This is a genomic window from Corynebacterium singulare (assembly GCF_000833575.1).
Classification (GTDB): Bacteria; Actinomycetota; Actinomycetes; order Mycobacteriales; family Mycobacteriaceae; genus Corynebacterium; species Corynebacterium singulare.
On the sequence record NZ_CP010827.1, the window covers coordinates 1,910,972 to 1,928,025 of the forward strand.

The following is a 17,054-nucleotide window of genomic DNA, read 5'->3' on the forward strand; positions in this document are numbered from 1 at the left end:
CGTGGTGTTGAGGTGGGCATTTACTCAGCGCGCATCGTTAGCGGGGGCGCCGGCGGTGAGGGCGGGATGTTATCGCGGTTGAGCAGCCAGGCGGCAATGTCGCTGAACACTGGAGCTGCAGACTGCCCTCCAGAACCGTCGTCATTGACGCCGGATTCGGGTTCGTCGAGCATGATGGCGACGACGAAACGGGGGTCGTCGGCAGGGGCGATGCCTGCAAACGTGATCCAGTATTTGGAGTTAGAGTAGGCACCGGTCTCCTCATCGACCTTCTGCGCGGTACCTGTCTTACCGGACAGCTGGTAGCCCTCAATCTGGGCGTTGCCGGCAGTACCGTTATTGATGCCTAGCTCGTCTGACTGGAAGACGGCTCGGAACATGTCGACCACAGTCTCCGCGGTTTCCGGGCTCACGACCTGAGTGGTCTCTGGCTCGTCCAGCTCTTCCTTGGTGCCATCCGGGCCGGTGATGGAATCAATAATGCGGGGCTCAATCCGCTCGCCGTCATTGGCTAGTGTCTGGTAGACCGAAGCCAGTTGCAAAGCTGTCCATGATTGTCCCTGGCCGATAGGCAGGTTAGCGAACGTACCGCCCGACCACTGGGAGCGTGCCGGAACAAGGCCAGGCGACTCATTGGGAAGCTCAATACCCGAGGTCTGGCCGAGTCCAAATTTTTTCAGGTACTCAGCGTAAGTGTCTTGGCCCAAACGATCCGCCAACATCAGCGTGCCCACGTTCGATGACTTACCAAAAATACCGGTGGTGGTGTATGGCTCAACGCCATGCTGCCACGCATCGTTAACGGTAACGCCCGCCATATCGATAGAACCAGGAACCTGATGAACCTCGTTGGGGTCAGTGAGGCCTTCCTCGATAGTCGCAGCGGCGGTGATGATTTTCGCCACGGAGCCTGGTTCGAAGGGGTGCGAGATGCTGCGGTTGTCAAAGGTCTTATTCTTCTCCAGCTGCTTCTCAATGTCCTTATTCGGATCAATAGTGCCCGTATTCGCCATAGCGAGAACTTGTCCCGTTGCAGCATCAAGAACCACAGCTTCAGCACTCTTGGCCTTCGAGTTCGCCTTTGCCTTTTCCAGCTTCTGCTGGACGTAGGTCTGGAGGTCGAGATCAAGGGTCAAGGTTACGTTCTTACCGTCAGTGGTCGGCACCTGGTCACGGAGGGTGCCGGGGATGACCTGGCCGCTTGCGGAGACATCCTCGGTCGAACTGCCGTCGATTCCTGTCAACGTGGTGTCACCCGAGGCTTCGAAACCGAACTGGCCTTGGCCGTCCATAGACACTTTGCCGATGACATTCTCCGCAATCGACCCATTGGGGTATTGGCGAATCTGCTGCTCATCCGCAGCTAGTCCGTGGTACTGCTCAGAAATCGTCACCGCAACATCCGGATCAACGTTACGAACGAGAACCTCGTATTGGGTATCGGCGCGGAGCTTATCCATGATCTGCTCCGAGTCCACATCACCCGCGTCAATGCCCGCATCCTTGAGCATCCGTGGGATGCCCTCAGACATGTCGGTGAGGCGCTCGGTGACCTTGTCATCGAGGAACTTTTCCTTGGCATCAGGGGCGAGACCTGCGTACTCGGCGGTATCAGCGGCTTCGAGCTTTTCTTGCTGGCGCAGTTCATCACGCAAACGAGTCGGTGACACCGTAAGCGAGCGGGCCCGCATGGTGTAGGCAAGGCGCTGGCCTTCACGGTCAAGAATTTCGCCACGGCCGGCAGTGTCGATGTACACACGCGTGCGTTGGGCTGCAGCCTTAGCCGCAAGGTCAGGGCCCCACACAATCTGTACCCAAGCGAGTCGGCCCATCCACGCCACCATGACCACGAGGAGTAGCGAGGCAACGACGTGCACACGGCGCCGCATGGTCTTCTGCTGGCTCAAGACAGGCTTGCCCGTGCGTGGATGCCTGTCACGTGTGGCAGGGATGACCCTGTCGGCGTCGTATCGCTGCCGTGGCTGGTGTGCTGTGCCGCGCGGCTGGGCGGCACGGGCCGTGGAAGGGCGCCTCGGGCGCCGACCACCGGAGTGTGGTGGAGTCACACGTCACCTTTCTTTCTGCAGCGAATGGGCTCGGTTCCCCCACCGCGGACGGCGGGCGTACTTACACCCGAATTCTGCCCTATGATCACCGCGCGCCCGCGCAGGCACGCGCGGCCAGCCGCGGAATCTAGCCGCGGGCAGCGTAGGGAGCTTGCGCCGGGATGTCCGGCAGCTCCACGGCACCGTCGGCCGGGGCTGATTCCTCCGGGTGGGTCTCTTGGCCAGCTGGCGCTTCCTGCTCAACGTCCTCACCGCGCGGTACACCGTTGTGGAGGTTCGGGCGGGCGTTGAGGTTGCCTGACATGTTGGCCGTTGCATTCGGGTCACTGGAGGCGCGGCCCGGTCGGACTGGTTCACCGTTAACGTCGACGACGGATTCCATCTCCGGGGTCGCTTCGCGCTTTTCCTGAACCTTTCCTTCACCGTCAGCCTCGACGATGCCTGGCTGTACCGGGATACCCATTTTGGCCTCGTGCGCACGGCGGGCAACGTCAGAAGAAGAACGAACATTCTCAAGGTCGCGGTTCAAGGTTTCCAGCTGATTGTTCAAGGTGGACTCGTGAGCCGTTAGTTGCTGAATCTTAAAGGTCTGAGAGGTCGACAGACCCGACAGCCACATCGCTCCCACCACTCCGGTGATGAGCAGCGCGATAGCGATAACAGAGAGTCGCGCAAAAAGACCGTTGTTCTTCGGCTTGTGAACGACGCGGCGACCGCGGTTGCTCACTACTTGTTTAGAACCGAGACGGCTTCCACGCAGACCTTCGCTCTTACGGCGAGGAGGCACCGTGCTGCGGTGCGGAGAGCGGCTCGGCAACGGTGTCGTGCGGCGTCCTCGTTCGAGCAGCGCGGTTCCCTGGCCGGCGTAGTCAGATCCGGTGGTGAAATCGCGGCTGGCGCCCATGGTGGGGATCCTCTCGTGGTGGGGGGATGGGACTGTGCGGTCTCGTAGCGTCATGATTTTCCTCCCGGGTCATGGAAAGAGGGCGTTCCCTCGACTCGCTCGAGAGCCCGTACTCGAACTGAGGCGGCCCGCGAGTTCTCAGCTATCTCGTCCTCGCTGGCCTTCTCAGCACCGCGCGTCACGATGGAATAGTGAGCGGCGGTACCGGGGAGATCCATCGGCAGGCCAGCCGGGGTTGTTGAGGTGCTGAGCTCCTTGAAGGCCTGCTTCACAATGCGATCCTCGAGGGATTGATAGCTCATGAACACCGCACGCCCACCCACGGCGAGTGCATCCGTAATGACCGGGATGACATTCTCGATGGCCTCCAGTTCGCGGTTGACCTCCACGCGAAGTGCTTGGAAGGTGCGTTTAGCTGGGTGACCACCGGTACGACGAGTGGCAGCTGGAATTACTGCGTACAGAAGCTCAACCAAGCGCGCAGACGTAGTAAACGGTTCTTTTTCTCGCTCCTTGAGGACTGCAGAAGCAATCTTTCCGGCGAAGCGCTCGTCACCATATGTTTTGAGTACACGGGCCAAATCCCCGTGGCTGTAGGTGTTTAGAATGTCTGCAGCCGTGATCCCCTGGCTTGGATCCATGCGCATATCCAATGGCGCATCCGTCTTGTACGCAAAGCCACGGTCAACCTGATCCAGCTGCATGGAGGACACCCCCAAATCAAACAGCGCACCGGCCACTCCATGCTCGCGTGCGATGGCAAAAATCTCATGGTCGCCGCGCGCAATTGCACCACCAACGTCATCAAAGCGAGCGTTGACGCCGATGAAGCGGTCCGGAAAGGCGGAGAGGCGCTGTGATGCAGCGCCTAGCGACGCCCCATCCCTGTCCACACCAATAATGCGCACTGAGGGGAACTCATGAAGGAAGTATTCGCTGTGGCCACCCGCACCGAGCGTGCCGTCCACGATGATGGCGTTGTCCCCCAGTGCATCGACGGCAGGCGCCAGCAACTGCGCCATGCGCGCACGCATTACTGGTACGTGTCCGTGGTTTTCTTTTACGTCGTAGGTGATGTTCTCATCCTGTGCCACAGCCCGCTGTCCCCCTCTCTTAAGGCGCCTGAGTTCGCTGTCTGGTTTGGTCGATAAGAATCGAGTGCGTATAGGGCCCTGTCCGAGGAAGGCTTCTGATATCGGGGAAGTACACCAGATCATCCTCCTCGGGCAGAGTCCGTACACGCACTCTCGTTATTCCAGCCTCTACAAAAGGCCAGCTAGCACGTCATCGGCATCTGCCGCCGAATAAGCGTCTTCAGTTTGCGCCTGGTACTCAGCCCATGCAGCTGCGTCCCAGATTTCGAGGAAGTCAACCGAGCCAACAACCACGCATTCCTTGGTGAGGTTTGCGTACTCGCGGTGCCCCGCGGATAGCGTGATACGTCCGTGCCCGTCGGGGCGCTGTTCGTCCGCACTTGCTGCCAAGTTACGAATGAACGCACGCGCGTCCGGGTTGGTGCGTGACACAGCCGCTGCTTTCCGAGCTCGTGCCGCGAACTCCTCTCGCGGGTAGACCGCGAGCGAATGATCCTGCCCTTTGGTGACCATCAGGCCACCGGCCAGCTCTTCACGAAACTTCGCCGGAAGCGTAAGCCGCCCTTTGTCGTCGAGCTTGGGAGTGTAGGTACCGAGAAACATCCCGGGTCCACCTTCCTGTCACTCGAAAACTCCGGATTCCTCTTGCGACAAGAGAGCAATTCTCCTCCGCTATGCCCCACTCTACCCCACTTTCCCCCACCTACCACACCTTAGAAGCGAATTACACGGGCGTGTCTTTCTATAACCCCAGATAAAAGGCATTGTTTTCAGTGGGGGGAATTCCCCGGCACCCCCTTGACAGACTACCCATTGCACCCCATCCACCCCCTCGGTAACACTCACCACTTTGAGAGCTCTATCCCCTTCCCCCACTCGCGAAAGGCTCTTCCTGCACTTTCCGACGCTCTTCTCCCCATCCACCCCCGCGAAAGCGCTCGCCATCCCCAGAGTTCAATGCCAGGTGGGGCAAAGTGGGGAATGTGGGGCAAAGTGGGGGATCTAGGCAAAACAAAAGCGCCGCACCTCTCTGCATGCGATGACAGAAGCCATCGCCGCAAAGTGGTGCGGCGCCTCACCGAGAGAGCTAGCGCATTTAGCGCTCCTCGAAACGGCGACGGAAGTTATCCTCCAAGCGGTTACCCATTCCGCCATTCTTCTTTTTTGATTGCTTAGCGCGCGAAGGATATGCCGCGGCAGACACTAACGAACCCTCCGCGTTGCCACGAAGCATCCACACGCCTGCACCGAACATCACAAGGAAGCCAAGCACGGACAAGGCGATGAACCAGAGCGACTGCTGCGCCAAAGCGATGCCCCCAACCATCATGCATAAACCAACGACGACGAGGGCCACACCGCGGAGAGTAATGGCACCGGCTCCTCCCCCGAAGGAGGAATCACCGGATACAGACGCACCAAAGTCAGGGTCGTTGGCCAGCAACGACTGTTCAATTTCACGCAGCGCTTGCTGTTCTTGCTCAGAAAGGGCCACAGCGTCCTCCGTACTGGGTTGCGGGTAGTTGGGGTCTAATTTTAGGGGGTTACATCTCTACAACGTCAAGAGTAGCGAGATAGTTCCCGCAAAGACAGTTCACCCCTGGCACCCCTTCCCGCAACCTCCAACGCTAAGCCGCAAGACCGCCAAAACCGAGTTCGGATTCTGTTGCATCCACGTAGCGAGCAGCAAGTGCCAAGTACTCATAAACAGCATCCTCACCGGGCACCGGATCCAGTCCCGACGCCACACGGGAACGCACGCGCGAGTAATCCTTAAACTCCGCAGCCCACTGAGCATCCGCAGGGCCAATGAGAGCCACCTGCTCCCAGGCAGACGACGGCAAACGGCGACGACGCGCGACCGTCGATGCTGCCACACGTGCACCCGCAGCGCGCAGGGACGCGCGATACGCCATTTCCAGTGCATCCTCTAGGCGCCCGCGGGCGGCACTCTTGCGGGCATCTGCGAGCAAATCAAGAGCCTGCCCCACAAAACGATCGCGGCGCACACACTGCAGCGCCTCCCGGTTGCGGCTCCGCGCTGCCGCCGTTGCTGAAATTACCTGCGCCATGACCACTCCTCCTTGAACATCTCGCTCGCAAACATCACGCTTGCCTGGTCTGTTGCGGTTCACTGTAGAACCACCTCTGTACATCCATCACCAAGTTTAGCTCACATGTTCGATCATAGCAATGGTTTAAGCACATGACAGTAATGACTTTTCGAACACATAAAGTATAAACAACGTCACTCGTTTTCCGCTTTACTTTCGTGTTCGATGAGGATCTGCTGTTATTAGAACCGTGAGTTATACGCTGCGCCGCTTGAGCCCCCAAGAGTTCGCCATTGCCCTCCCGCAACTGGTGGACATCTACATCGAGGCAATGAATTATTCGCCGGGCTTGCGTGACCAGTCCATCGCCCGCTGGCGGTCCGATGCCATCCGCCCAGGATTCTCCTGCGTGGTAGCAACGACCGAACATGGAATCTCTGGCTTTGCCTACGGCTTCCTAGGTTCTCCTGATACATGGTGGGACCGGCAGCTTCGCCGAGCTCTCATGACCAGGGGTGGCCCTACCCCGGAACAAGAAGACGTGCTGCACAACTACTACGAGCTCGCTGAGATCCATGTCCGCCCAGGGGAACAAGGCCACGGGCTCGGGCACAGCATCCTCGATGCCTTCGCGTGGAACCTTCCAGCTCGCTACATCCTTCTATCCACCCCAGAACATTCGACCGAATCTAACTCGGCTTTCCGCCTCTACCGGAGGATGGGTTTTACTGACTTTCTCCGTCAGCTCTACTACCCCGCTGATTCCCGCCCCTTCGCCATCCTTCAATCCTCCGTGCCACTTAACCCCGTCGAGGCCACCCAGCCTGGCGCTTAACCCCCGTGCCCCTGCCAGGTATCGTGGCAAGTGTGACTGAACCGAAGATTCCTTCCTTGGACGACATTCCCGGCGCTGTACGCGACGAGCTCGCGCAGTTTCTCGCCGGCCAACGTAGTGCCATCGCCGCTATTGGCCAGCCAGTAACCAACGCCATCTCCTACCTGGAATCCTTTGTCCTCGACGGCGGAAAGCGCATCCGCCCGCTCTACGCCTGGGCAGGGTTTGTCGGCGCACGTGGCCTCGAGGGGCCAGAATCTCCCGACGCTATGCTGCGTGCAGCCTCATCGTTGGAATTCATCCAGGCCTGCGCACTTATTCACGATGACATCGTGGACGCATCTGATACCCGGCGCGGTAATCCGACGGTTCACCGGGGCGTCGCCAAGCGGCACCGCGACTTGGGCTTGGGCGGTGACTCGGATTTCTTCGGCCAATCCCTGGCCATCCTCATCGGTGACATGGCGCTGGTGTGGGCGGAAGACATGCTCCAAGACTCTGGCTTGAGTCCGAAGGCGCTTGCCCGTGTGCGCGACCCCTGGCGGGGAATGCGCCGAGAAGTCATTGGCGGCCAGATGCTGGATATTTCCCTCGAAGCAGAAGGCTCTGAGGACGCCTCCCTGGCGGATTCGGTGAACCGATTCAAGACGGCCGCCTACACCATTGAGCGTCCCCTCCACCTTGGTGCTGCCGTCGCGGGAGCTTCCGACCAGCTCATTGCTGCTTTCCGCGGCTATGGCCGTGACATCGGCATTGCCTTCCAGCTGCGTGATGACCTGTTGGGGGTCTTCGGTGACCCCGCCGTGACAGGAAAGCCGGCCGGAGACGATCTTCGTGAGGGCAAGCGCACCGTCCTGCTCTCCCTTGCACTGCAGCGCGCGGATGAATCCGACCCCGCTGCGGCCGCCGAGCTACGTCGCCTTATTGGGCAGACTGAGGATCCCCAAGAGATTGCGCGCATGGCGGAAATTATTGAGGCCTCGGGGGCACCGGACGTCGTCGAGCAGCGCATTAGTGACCTCACCCGCTCGGGCCTGGCGCATCTCCACGATGCCCCCGTCTCTCCTGAGGTCACTACGACCTTGGAAGAGCTCGCTCGCAAGTCCACGGCTCGTCGGATGTAGCATGGCCGCCCGCTCGTCCACGCGCCTGACACTGCGCGTCCCCCAGCCTCTGACTCTGGGCATCGTCGCCGCTACCATCCTGGCTCTGGCTTCCTTCTCCGGTGGTGCTTCACGCAACCGGGGAGGCGTTCTCGAAGCCCTCAACATCGGTTTTCTGTCCTACGGTCACGGCCGCAACATAGGCATAGTGCTCTATTGGATAGGCCTCTTCGGGCTCGTCGCCGCCTGGGTGTTGGCGGGACGTCACGTCATCGCGCCGCAACTGAAGGAGCCCACACCGGAAGGGGGTCTGCGCGAGATCCAGCGCATGCTTTTGTGCTGGATAGCGCCTCTTCTCGCCGCAGCTCCCTTGGCCTCACGAGATGTGTATTCCTATCTCATGCAGGGAGCGATGGTGCGCGATGGTTTCGATCCTTATACAGAAGGCGCAGCGGTTAACCCCGGACCTTTCCTGCTTGAGGTCTCTCATGACTGGCGCAACACCACCACGCCGTATGGTCCGCTTCACCTGTGGATGGGCAACGCCGTCACGCACCTCGTGGGCGATCACGTTGAGGCGGGCATCATTGTCTACAAGGCGATTTCCGTCCTTGGTTTCGCGGCTATCGCCTGGTCGATTCCGCGCCTTGCCCGCTCTATCGGCGGCGATCCAGCGCTAGCGCTGTGGCTAGGCGTGGCCAACCCCGTCATGATTTTGCACCTCATTGGCGGTATGCACAATGAATCTGTCATGGTCGGGCTCGTATCTGTGGGTCTCTTGGCAGCAGTGCACCACCGGTTCCATGCCAGCCTTCTCCTCGTGGGCGTTGCGGTCTCGCTCAAGGCCACGGCAGTCATCGCCGCGCCGTTTATCGTTTGGCTCATGGTGCACCGCTGGGCTCCGGACGGTACCCGCATGGTCAAGCGTGTCGGTATCTTCCTCATGGCGGGGGTTCTCGCCGTGGCGGAGGTTGCGGTGGCGGTGGCGGTGATCACGTGGGCGTCGGGAAGCTCGTGGGGATGGCTGTCACAAATCAGCGGCAACTCGAAGGTGATCAACCCGCTAGCGGGTCCAACGCTGCTTGCCGACGTCCTCGTGCCCCTCATCCAGTTCTTCTCCCCCGACACCACATACAACGACGTACTGGGCGTGCTGCGCTCCGCCGGCATGGTGCTCATGCTTCTGGGACTTGTCCTGGTGTGGTGGTGGGGACGCACCGGCGTGCGCCGCGCCATCGCTGGCACAGCCGCCGCCTACCAGGTGGCCTTTGTCTTCAACTCGGTAACACTGCCCTGGTACTACGCGTCGGTGCTGACGCTCATGGGCACGTTCCGCCCACCGCTGTCCATCATCAAACTCACGACTGGCGCAGCACTGTTCATCGGCGTCGCCTTCGCCGGCGATGGAAACCACCAGCTCTATAACTGGTTCTGGGTCATCGGCATGATCGTGGTGGCTTGGACAGCCACGCAGTGGATTTTCGCGGGTGTGCCTGCGTCGGCTACCGCATCTACTAAAAAGCCGACGCCTGCGCGCGCCGAATAACTTCGCGCGCGAGGTGACCGTGCAGGCCATCAATGGGACGGCCTGGCAAGGAATCATCCTCAGTAAACAGGTGAGCGAGGATTTCGTTATCACTCCACCCGTTGTCCGACAGCACCGTAATCACGCCAGAGACGTACTTGGAAATCGCGCCCTTGGTGTTGAAGAAGGCGGCTGGGACACGTCGGTTACCCTCCGGATCACGCCAGGCGATGAACTTGCGGGCATTAAGCAAATCAAAGACGCGGGTAATCGGCAGGTCTAGCTTCTCAGCTACCTCCTTGAGCGTTAGAAGCTCCTCACCCGCCAGAAGTTGCGGCAGCTCGGGATGGGAATTTTCGTGAGAGTTAGCAGAATTAGTCACAGACACAACTGTAGCGGGATCACACTTTGGCGCGGGGATCGGCCATACTGGAATCCATGACGAGGCTGAACGTGGGCGATATTCTTGAAGGACGCTACCGCATCGATCAGCCGATCGCCCGCGGAGGCATGTCCACTGTCTACCGCTGCGTGGACATGCGTTTGGGCCGCGCCGTAGCCGCTAAGGTGATGGATGAGCGCTACCACGATGACCCCGTCTTCGTTACCCGTTTCGAGCGTGAGGCCCGCGCCATGGCGCAGCTCAGTCACCCCAACCTCGTCGGGGTCCACGACTTTTCCGCAGACGGGCTGCCCATCTATCTCATCATGGAGCTCATTACCGGCGGCACGCTGCGCGAACTCCTAGCTGAGCGCGGTCCCATGCCGCCGCATGCCGCCGCCGGGGTCATGCACTCAGTGCTGGCGGGGCTCAGTGAGGTCCACGATGCCGGACTTGTCCACCGCGATATCAAGCCGGACAACGTCCTCATCACCAGCACCCACCGCGTCAAGGTTGGTGATTTCGGTCTCGTGCGCTCAGCACGCGCCGAGCACGACAGCTCCGGCCACATTGTCGGCACCGTCAGCTACCTCTCCCCCGAGCAGGTAACAGGTGCAGACATCACCCCCGCCTCTGATGTCTACTCAGCCGGAATCGTCCTCTTCGAGCTGCTCACCGGCACTGTCCCTTTCTCCGGTGAAACCCCACTGGCGCATGCCACCGCTCGCGTCCATGCGGATGTTCCGGCTCCGTCCTCACGTATTGAGGGCGTGCCCATGCTTTTCGACGCCCTCGTGGCCACCGCCACCGCACGCCATCCCGCCGAGCGTTTCGCCGACGCCGGTGAGTTCCTCGACGCGCTCGATGACGTCTCCCGCGAGCTCCAGCTACCGGCCTTCACTGTCCCCATCCCTCACAACTCGGCCGCGGCACGCACGGCCGCCGTTCCCACCGACTTTGGAGGCGCGGGCAATACTCGAGTCTTTGACGCAACCTCGGCGATTGAAACCCCTCGCGTAGAAACACCCGTCTATGACGGCCCCTCTTATGAGACGAGAGTCGAGCCTCCCTTGGCTCCCCCACCAGCTGCTCCGCACACTGCTCCCCCGGCTCCCGTGGATGAACCCTACGCGCCTCCGGGTGCTATCGAGGAACCCGAGGAACGCCCGCTCAGCAACCGCAGCGCGGTCGCGCTCATCGGCTTCCTCATCCTGGTCGGCCTCGCCACGCTCGCTGTTGCCGTCGCAGCGTGGTGGTTTGGCTCCGGAGAATACGGCACGTGGCCGATCCTCTGGAGGCCATACTAACCTGCGGCGAAAGTGCCGCAGCTTTCTAGTTGCGCAGCATCTCCGCAATGAGGAAGGACAGTTCCAGCGACTGCTGGGTGTTCAGTCGCGGGTCCACGGCGGACTCGTAGCGGCCCGGCAGATCCACGTCCGTGATGTCCTCAGCACCACCGAGGCATTCGGTGACATCCTCACCGGTGAATTCCAGGTGCACGCCACCCGGGTGGGTGCCCAGCTCGCGGTGGACCTCGAAGAAGCCCTGCACCTCGTCGACGATCTTGTCGAAGTGACGGGTCTTGTAGCCGTTGGAGGCGGTGAAGGTGTTGCCGTGCATCGGGTCCGACTGCCAGACCACCTTGTGGCCGGAGTCCTCCACTGCCTTCACAATCGGAGGAAGGACAGAGCGCACCTTGTCGTGGCCCATGCGGGCAATCATGGTGAGGCGACCCGGTTCGCGGTTGGGATCGAGTTTCTCTGCGTACTCAACAGCCTGCGCCGGTGTGACACCTGGCCCAAGCTTGATGCCTACCGGGTTACCGATGATGGAGGCGAACGCCACGTGGAAATCCTCAATGCCACGGGTGCGCTCACCAATCCAGAGCTGGTGCGCGGAGAGATCATACAGCTTGGTATCGCCGTTAGTATCGGTGCCCAAGCGCAGCATGGAGCGCTCATAGTCCTTGAGCAGTGCCTCGTGCGAGCAATAAATCTCTGCCGAGCGCAGGGTCTCATCGGAGACACCACATGCATTCATGAAGGCCAGGCCGTTCTCAATCTCATCCGCAAGCGCCTGGTAGCGCGCACCGGCCGGGGAGTTTGCCACGAACTCACGGTTCCACTCGTGTAGGCGGTAGAGATCGGCGGTGCCGGAATGCGTCAGGGCCCGTACCAGGTTCATGGCCGCCGAGGAGTTCGCATAGGCACGAATCATGCGGGCGGGGTCATGGCGGCGAGACTCCTCGTTGGCCTCCACACCATTGACGATGTCACCGCGGTAGTTGTACAGGCCGTTGGCATCCAGATCCGAAGACCGCGGCTTAGCGTACTGGCCGGCAATACGGCCCAGCTTCACCACCGGAGTCGAGGCACCATAGGTGAGAACTACCGCCATCTGCAGCAAGGTCTTGATGTTGCCACGGATGTGCGGCTCGGTGTTGGACTCGAAGGTCTCTGCGCAGTCGCCGCCTTGGAGAAGGAAAGCGTTGCCCAAGGCTACATCGGCAAGCTTGCGCTTGAGCTCTTCAATCTCAGGGGCCACGACGATGGGCGGGACGGATTCCAGAATCTTGCGCACATTATCCGCCTGCAGCTGGTCCCAGCTGGGCTGCTGTTTGGCTTCGCGGGCGATGGCGTCCTGGAACTTCTCGTTGATTCCCTCCGGCAGCGGCGGGAGATCGGGAAGGGCGTCTTTGGGGATATCTACTGTCCAACTCACACCCAGTATTAAACCACCTTGCACCTATAGCGCGTTAGTTAATCCCCCAATCTCCCCACCTTATAAATTCACGCGGTTACCGCGAGTCAAGGGCAGGTGCTGCTCACAGGTGCGGAACTTGGCGAGGTTATGGCGGGCGTCGACAAGCGCATCGTGGTTTCCATTCGGCACCGGCGGCAGTTTCGGACGCCCCGCAAACTCCCAATACTGCTTCAGCTCGCGCGTGTAGCGCGGCAGCCCCTTGGGAAGACCCGCCATGTCACCCCACAGCTGAGCCAGAACGACATGGTCATAAGCACCTACCCAGGCCCACAGCTCAATGGGGGTGGACTGGCGCCCTATGAACTCAAGGAGCTCCTCGCGGATAGTGTCACGGGATTTCCAGACCGGATTCCCCGGACTCGGCAGTTTGTCCAGGACGTTCTCGCGCACCCAAGCATTGGCTTTGGCCGGGTCAAAGTCGGTGGACACTGCGTAGTACTCGCTACCGTCTTCGCCCACGATGCCGATGGAGACCAGTTCAATGGTCGATCCGTCCTCGATGAACTCGGTGTCGTAGAAGTAGCGCACGTTGTCGTATCCTAGTCCCTCCCCTTAATCCACCGTCACTGGGGCCTATACTCAGGGCAGTGACACAATCTCTCCGCTCCTCACTTCTTCCCCTCTGCCTCGTTGGCCTGGCAGCGATGGCGTGGCTGATGTGTCTCTCGCCCGACGGAGCCGGGGACGGTAGCACACCGCGATACGCCATTGACCTCGATGTATACCGTGAAGGCGGGTTCCTTTCCTGCGGCGCCCTCGGGTTCCTCGCAGCCCCTGGCAGCTCTCTCACCTACTGGACTCGGGCTCTATGGGATCCCTCGCGCATCGGGAACATGGCGTACTCCGGCAACCAGTCTCTTCGCGGCATGGTTAGCCGTATCGCTCCCGAACATGCCTCGTCGCTGTGGTTCCTCGGATGCATCATCACTATGGCGGCACTGTGGTGGATTATGAGGTGGATTGAGGAACACACCGGTAACGAGGTCGCTCTCATGCTCCTGGCATCCTCCGCAGCCCTACTGTGTTCCCCTGTCTCATGGTCCCACCACTACACGTGGCTCAGCCTGGCCGCGGTCTACCTTGTGCTGCGCCGACGCTGGGCTTTCGCCGCCCTCACGTGGTTCGTCCTCCTCGCCCGCGGACACTGGCTCGTCCCCTACGCAGACCACCGCGAGCTGGGGTGGTCGTGGTGGCAGCAGATTCCCGGTAATGACTATGTTTTTGTCACCGTAGTGCTCGTCATAGCAAGCGTCTGGTTCTCCAGCGGCTCAATGGGCACTGCTTGGCGGCATCCCCATGCCCGCGGCTTCACCGACCACCCCAGCACGGCGCCTTGTCCAAAGCCCACAGCGCCTGAGAGCCGCTAGGCACGGCGCTGGGAGCAAAACAAGAGCTCACAGACTATCGGGCCTCCGAGCTGGGCTCGGCCCCTTCCGGGTAGCCGTGTCCAGCTTGCAGGGAAGCCTTAACGTCGGAGGCATAGACGTCCACATAGGGCTGTCCCGTCAGCTCCGACAACTGCCTCATTACATAATCGGTAAAGGCACGTGCGGTCTCATACTCATCAGGATCCATACCACGCTCGGCCGCCCACGCCTTCGGATCGATGGGTTCGCCCACACGCATACCGACGCGTACGGGGCGCGGAATCCACGAACCGATGGGGTTAGCCTTGCGCGTATTAATCATCGCGATAGGCAGCACTTTTTCACCGGTAGTCAGCGCGATGCGCGCCATGCCGGTGCGCCCCTTGTAAATGCGGCCATCCGGCGAGCGCGTGCCCTCTGGGTAGATGCCAAACAGATCACCGCGACCCATGATGCGCTCGGCGCTAGCCAGCATGGCATCGCCCGCGTTCTTGTCCACGCGATCGATCGGTACCTGGCCCACGGAGCTAAAGAACCAGTTCTGAAGACGACCTACAAGACCCGGCGTAGTGAAATACTCGCTCTTGGCCAAGAACGTGATCTGCCGCGGGCACAACAGCGGGAAGTAAAACGAGTCCATCACGGCCTGGTGCGAAGACGCGAGGATAGCCGGACCGGTCTCCGGGATGCGATCCATCCCCTCGGACCACGGCCGGTTCCATACCCGCAAAGCAGGGCCGAAGAAGATATATTTAAATGCCCAGTACCACTTGTTTCGCATCGCTTATAGTCCTATCTGGTTGTGCAGGCCACGCGGAAGAATCCGCGACGGGAAGTGTGCGGTGTTAACCTCGGCGCTCCTGACGGGCTAGATCAGCGACTCCGATCATACCCGCAGCCGAACCCAACTCGGCAGTCGCGACGCGCGCTAACGGCCGGTGACCGGCGCCAACAATCTGACGAGCCATACACTCCCGTGCTGTATCAAGGTACAGATCCGCGTCTTGGGATACTCCTCCACCGATAACAATGAGCTCTGGATCCAGCACATCCGCCACCATGGACAGCCCCTGCCCCAGCCAGTGGCCAAAGTCCTTCATCACTGCAACAGCCAAAGGATCTCCCTGACGAGCAGCTGCGGCGATCTCCTCCCCGGACGGATTCTCCGACAAAGTGGTCTCATACTGCCCACGCAGATCCGCGACTGTATCCGGCAGCGCGGTACCGGAGGCATAGCGCTCCAAACAGCCGCGCTTACCGCAGGAGCACACGCGTCCGCCTGGGTTCACAACGAGGTGCCCGAACTCAGGAGCGGTGCCGAAAGCTCCGCGATAAATCCGTCCCTCCGTGAACAGCGTTGCACCTATGCCAGTACCGACGGCAAAGAAGACCCATTCTTGCGCACCCCGGCCAGCGCCGTAACGCCACTCGCCCCAAGCCGCTGAGTTGGCGTCGTGCTCGAGGCGAACCGGAACATCCAAGCGCTTGCTCAAGGTCTCACGCACCGGCGCATCACGCCAGGGAAGATGAGGGGCAAAACGCACAACTTCACACTCGGGATCCAAGAAACCGGCGAGAGCCAACCCCACTGCATCGATGTCATGGCGGTCCGACAATTCATCCACGCAGCGCACGATGTCATCGTCGAGCTGAGCTGCGTCCATCGCCGTGGGCACGCTCATAGAATCTAGGATTTCCCCCGCCTCATCAATCACTGCTGCGCGCAAATTGGTGCCGCCGATGTCGAAGCCAATGGTGAGGCTCGTAGGGTCGCCGTCGGCGGAGGAAGAGTGTTCAAGCATGACTAGTAGGATATACCTCAGCCTTAGGTGTGGTCACATTCAAGAACATCCCGCAGGCGCGCTCCCATGATTTCCCACGTCCAGTGCTGTTCCACGTGGCGGCGCCCAGCGGCGCCCATGCGGTGCCTCAAGGGGACGTCACCAAGCAACTGCTCCAACGCCTCCACCAGCTCAGGCAGTGAGGAACCCCGGACCACCACGCCCGTCTCAGGCGTTACGGTCTCCGGCGCGCCACCTGAATCCCCTGCGATGACCGGCAGCCCTGCCGCCTGCGCCTCGAGGTAGACAATACCGAGGCCTTCGACATCGAGCCCTCCCCCGCGCGTACGCGCTGGCATGGCAAAAATATCGCCGGCATGCAACGCCATCCTCAACTCCTCGGTGTCACGTGCCTCCCGGAGCACAACATCCGGGCAATACTCCTGCGCCAGCTCGCGCAGCGTCGCTTCGTAGCTACCGCGTCCGATGATGAGCAGCTGCGCGTCTGGAAAAGCAGTGCGAACCTGCGGCATGGCCCGTACTAGCTGATCTTGACCCTTGCGCGGAACCAGCCGTGAGATACACACGATGACTGGACCAGATCCCAATCCAAAGTGCTCCCGAGCTCTCGCCTTCTCCTCTTCTGCCGCCGGCGCAAAATCCTCGAGATTCACCGCCGACGGCAAATGCACCCAGCGGGGGCGCGGCCCGAAGGCTCCCATCAGCCGCCCCCGCGTGTACTCCGAAATGTACGTGACCACGTCGGAGGAATCCCCAATTCGCCGCAACGCTTGCCGTGCGCCGGGAAGCATCGACCACCCCACCTCATGCCCATGGGTGGTTGCCACAATGCGCTGCGCGCCCGCCTTTCGCGCGGCGGGCGCCATCAGTGCCAGTGGAGCGGCCGCGCCAAACCAGACGGTCTCGATGTTGTTCTCATGGATTAACCGCTGCATCTTTCGCGCTGTTGCCGGGGTGGGCAACATGACCTTGCGTGGCCAGCGAACAACTTCATACCCCACGCCACGGTCATACTCGGCGGCAGCGTGTTCGTCCTGGGTTGAGGCAAACACCACGACATCATGCGGGTCGATAGTGCTCAGAAAATCTCGCAGGTAGGACTGAATCCCACCAATCGTTGGCGGGAAGTCATTGGTTACCAAGAGCGTACGTGGCATGC

The 17,054-nt window shown here is 60.8% G+C and carries 17 protein-coding genes; 5 read left to right on the plus strand and 12 right to left on the minus strand.

Features of this window, described 5'->3' with window-relative positions; translation table 11 throughout:
• Positions 1-20: 20 nt before the first annotated feature.
• The 6 genes from CSING_RS08900 to CSING_RS08925 all read right to left on the minus strand — a co-directional run bounded on the left by CSING_RS08900 (position 21) and on the right by CSING_RS08925 (position 6,136).
• Entirely contained in the window at positions 21-1,889 is a 1,869-nt protein-coding gene (locus CSING_RS08900; RefSeq protein WP_042531567.1) for a peptidoglycan D,D-transpeptidase FtsI family protein, read from the minus strand.
• Positions 1,890-2,193: 304 nt separating this feature from the next.
• A complete protein-coding gene (locus tag CSING_RS08905) occupies positions 2,194-2,970 on the minus strand; it encodes a hypothetical protein (protein ID WP_236683949.1) in 777 nt (258 codons plus the stop codon).
• Between the two features lie 50 nt (positions 2,971-3,020).
• A complete protein-coding gene (gene rsmH / locus CSING_RS08910; protein WP_042533339.1) occupies positions 3,021-4,004 on the minus strand; it encodes a 16S rRNA (cytosine(1402)-N(4))-methyltransferase RsmH in 984 nt (327 codons plus the stop codon).
• Between the two features lie 228 nt (positions 4,005-4,232).
• Positions 4,233-4,667 carry a division/cell wall cluster transcriptional repressor MraZ gene (gene mraZ / locus CSING_RS08915; protein WP_010190539.1) on the minus strand — a complete coding sequence of 145 codons (435 nt, stop codon included), beginning with the start codon at positions 4,665-4,667 and terminating at the stop codon, positions 4,233-4,235.
• A 493-nt stretch (positions 4,668-5,160) separates the two neighbouring features.
• Positions 5,161-5,559 (minus strand): DUF3040 domain-containing protein, encoded by a 399-nt coding sequence (locus tag CSING_RS08920; RefSeq protein WP_042531571.1) that lies wholly within the window; start codon positions 5,557-5,559, stop codon positions 5,161-5,163.
• A gap of 133 nt (positions 5,560-5,692) precedes the next feature.
• Positions 5,693-6,136: an SAV_6107 family HEPN domain-containing protein gene (locus CSING_RS08925; protein ID WP_042531573.1), complete on the minus strand. Its 444-nt coding sequence runs from the start codon at positions 6,134-6,136 to the stop codon at positions 5,693-5,695.
• A 232-nt stretch (positions 6,137-6,368) separates the two neighbouring features.
• On the opposite strand from CSING_RS08925, the gene CSING_RS08930 reads away from it, so the two are divergent.
• Genes CSING_RS08930 through CSING_RS08940 form a run of 3 tightly spaced genes read left to right on the plus strand, consistent with a single transcriptional unit; the run spans position 6,369 to position 9,602 of the window.
• Positions 6,369-6,953 carry a GNAT family N-acetyltransferase gene (locus CSING_RS08930; RefSeq protein WP_042531575.1) on the plus strand — a complete coding sequence of 195 codons (585 nt, stop codon included), beginning with the start codon at positions 6,369-6,371 and terminating at the stop codon, positions 6,951-6,953.
• A gap of 32 nt (positions 6,954-6,985) precedes the next feature.
• Positions 6,986-8,077: a polyprenyl synthetase family protein gene (locus CSING_RS08935; RefSeq protein WP_042531577.1), complete on the plus strand. Its 1,092-nt coding sequence runs from the start codon at positions 6,986-6,988 to the stop codon at positions 8,075-8,077.
• 1 nt (position 8,078) lies between these two features.
• Complete coding sequence (locus CSING_RS08940) at positions 8,079-9,602, plus strand: alpha-(1->6)-mannopyranosyltransferase A (RefSeq protein ID WP_042531579.1); 1,524 nt, start codon at positions 8,079-8,081, stop codon at positions 9,600-9,602.
• Here the strand turns inward: CSING_RS08940 and CSING_RS08945 are convergent.
• Positions 9,571-9,963: an Rv2175c family DNA-binding protein gene (locus tag CSING_RS08945; RefSeq protein WP_371440932.1), complete on the minus strand. Its 393-nt coding sequence runs from the start codon at positions 9,961-9,963 to the stop codon at positions 9,571-9,573. The genes CSING_RS08940 and CSING_RS08945 overlap by 32 nt on opposite strands.
• A 56-nt stretch (positions 9,964-10,019) precedes the next feature.
• Between CSING_RS08945 and CSING_RS08950 the strand changes: the two genes are divergently transcribed.
• Positions 10,020-11,270 (plus strand): protein kinase domain-containing protein, encoded by a 1,251-nt coding sequence (locus CSING_RS08950; protein ID WP_042531583.1) that lies wholly within the window; start codon positions 10,020-10,022, stop codon positions 11,268-11,270.
• A gap of 25 nt (positions 11,271-11,295) precedes the next feature.
• On the opposite strand, the gene CSING_RS08955 is transcribed toward CSING_RS08950, so the two are convergent.
• Positions 11,296-12,684, minus strand: a complete 1,389-nt coding sequence (locus CSING_RS08955) for a class II 3-deoxy-7-phosphoheptulonate synthase (RefSeq protein WP_042531585.1) — start codon at positions 12,682-12,684, stop codon at positions 11,296-11,298.
• Positions 12,685-12,744: 60 nt separating this feature from the next.
• Entirely contained in the window at positions 12,745-13,254 is a 510-nt protein-coding gene (locus CSING_RS08960) for a polyadenylate-specific 3'-exoribonuclease AS (protein WP_042531587.1), read from the minus strand.
• Positions 13,255-13,313: 59 nt separating this feature from the next.
• Between CSING_RS08960 and CSING_RS08965 the strand changes: the two genes are divergently transcribed.
• Entirely contained in the window at positions 13,314-14,093 is a 780-nt protein-coding gene (locus tag CSING_RS08965; protein WP_236683950.1) for a glycosyltransferase 87 family protein, read from the plus strand.
• 34 nt (positions 14,094-14,127) lie between these two features.
• Here CSING_RS08965 and CSING_RS08970 read toward each other — a convergent pair whose 3' ends face one another.
• From CSING_RS08970 to CSING_RS08980, 3 genes are all read right to left on the minus strand, one after another.
• A complete protein-coding gene (locus CSING_RS08970; protein ID WP_042531588.1) occupies positions 14,128-14,874 on the minus strand; it encodes a lysophospholipid acyltransferase family protein in 747 nt (248 codons plus the stop codon).
• A 64-nt stretch (positions 14,875-14,938) separates the two neighbouring features.
• Positions 14,939-15,895 carry an ROK family protein gene (locus CSING_RS08975; protein ID WP_042531590.1) on the minus strand — a complete coding sequence of 319 codons (957 nt, stop codon included), beginning with the start codon at positions 15,893-15,895 and terminating at the stop codon, positions 14,939-14,941.
• 23 nt (positions 15,896-15,918) lie between these two features.
• Positions 15,919-17,052, minus strand: a complete 1,134-nt coding sequence (locus CSING_RS08980; protein ID WP_042531592.1) for a glycosyltransferase family 4 protein — start codon at positions 17,050-17,052, stop codon at positions 15,919-15,921.
• Positions 17,053-17,054 lie beyond the last annotated feature (2 nt).

What these genes read in the sequence shown, in the direction of transcription:
- CSING_RS08900 (WP_042531567.1), bottom strand. Translation starts at nt 1,889, where the DNA reads ATGCGGCGCCGTGTGCACGTCGTTGCCTCGCTACTCCTCGTGGTCATG.
- CSING_RS08905 (WP_236683949.1), bottom strand. Translation starts at nt 2,970, where the DNA reads ATGGGCGCCAGCCGCGATTTCACCACCGGATCTGACTACGCCGGCCAG.
- rsmH (WP_042533339.1), bottom strand. Translation starts at nt 4,004, where the DNA reads ATGCGTGCGCGCATGGCGCAGTTGCTGGCGCCTGCCGTCGATGCACTG.
- mraZ (WP_010190539.1), bottom strand. Translation starts at nt 4,667, where the DNA reads ATGTTTCTCGGTACCTACACTCCCAAGCTCGACGACAAAGGGCGGCTT.
- CSING_RS08925 (WP_042531573.1), bottom strand. Translation starts at nt 6,136, where the DNA reads ATGGCGCAGGTAATTTCAGCAACGGCGGCAGCGCGGAGCCGCAACCGG.
- CSING_RS08940 (WP_042531579.1), top strand. Translation starts at nt 8,079, where the DNA reads ATGGCCGCCCGCTCGTCCACGCGCCTGACACTGCGCGTCCCCCAGCCT.
- CSING_RS08950 (WP_042531583.1), top strand. Translation starts at nt 10,020, where the DNA reads ATGACGAGGCTGAACGTGGGCGATATTCTTGAAGGACGCTACCGCATC.
- CSING_RS08970 (WP_042531588.1), bottom strand. Translation starts at nt 14,874, where the DNA reads ATGCGAAACAAGTGGTACTGGGCATTTAAATATATCTTCTTCGGCCCT.
- CSING_RS08975 (WP_042531590.1), bottom strand. Translation starts at nt 15,895, where the DNA reads ATGCTTGAACACTCTTCCTCCGCCGACGGCGACCCTACGAGCCTCACC.
- CSING_RS08980 (WP_042531592.1), bottom strand. Translation starts at nt 17,052, where the DNA reads ATGCCACGTACGCTCTTGGTAACCAATGACTTCCCGCCAACGATTGGT.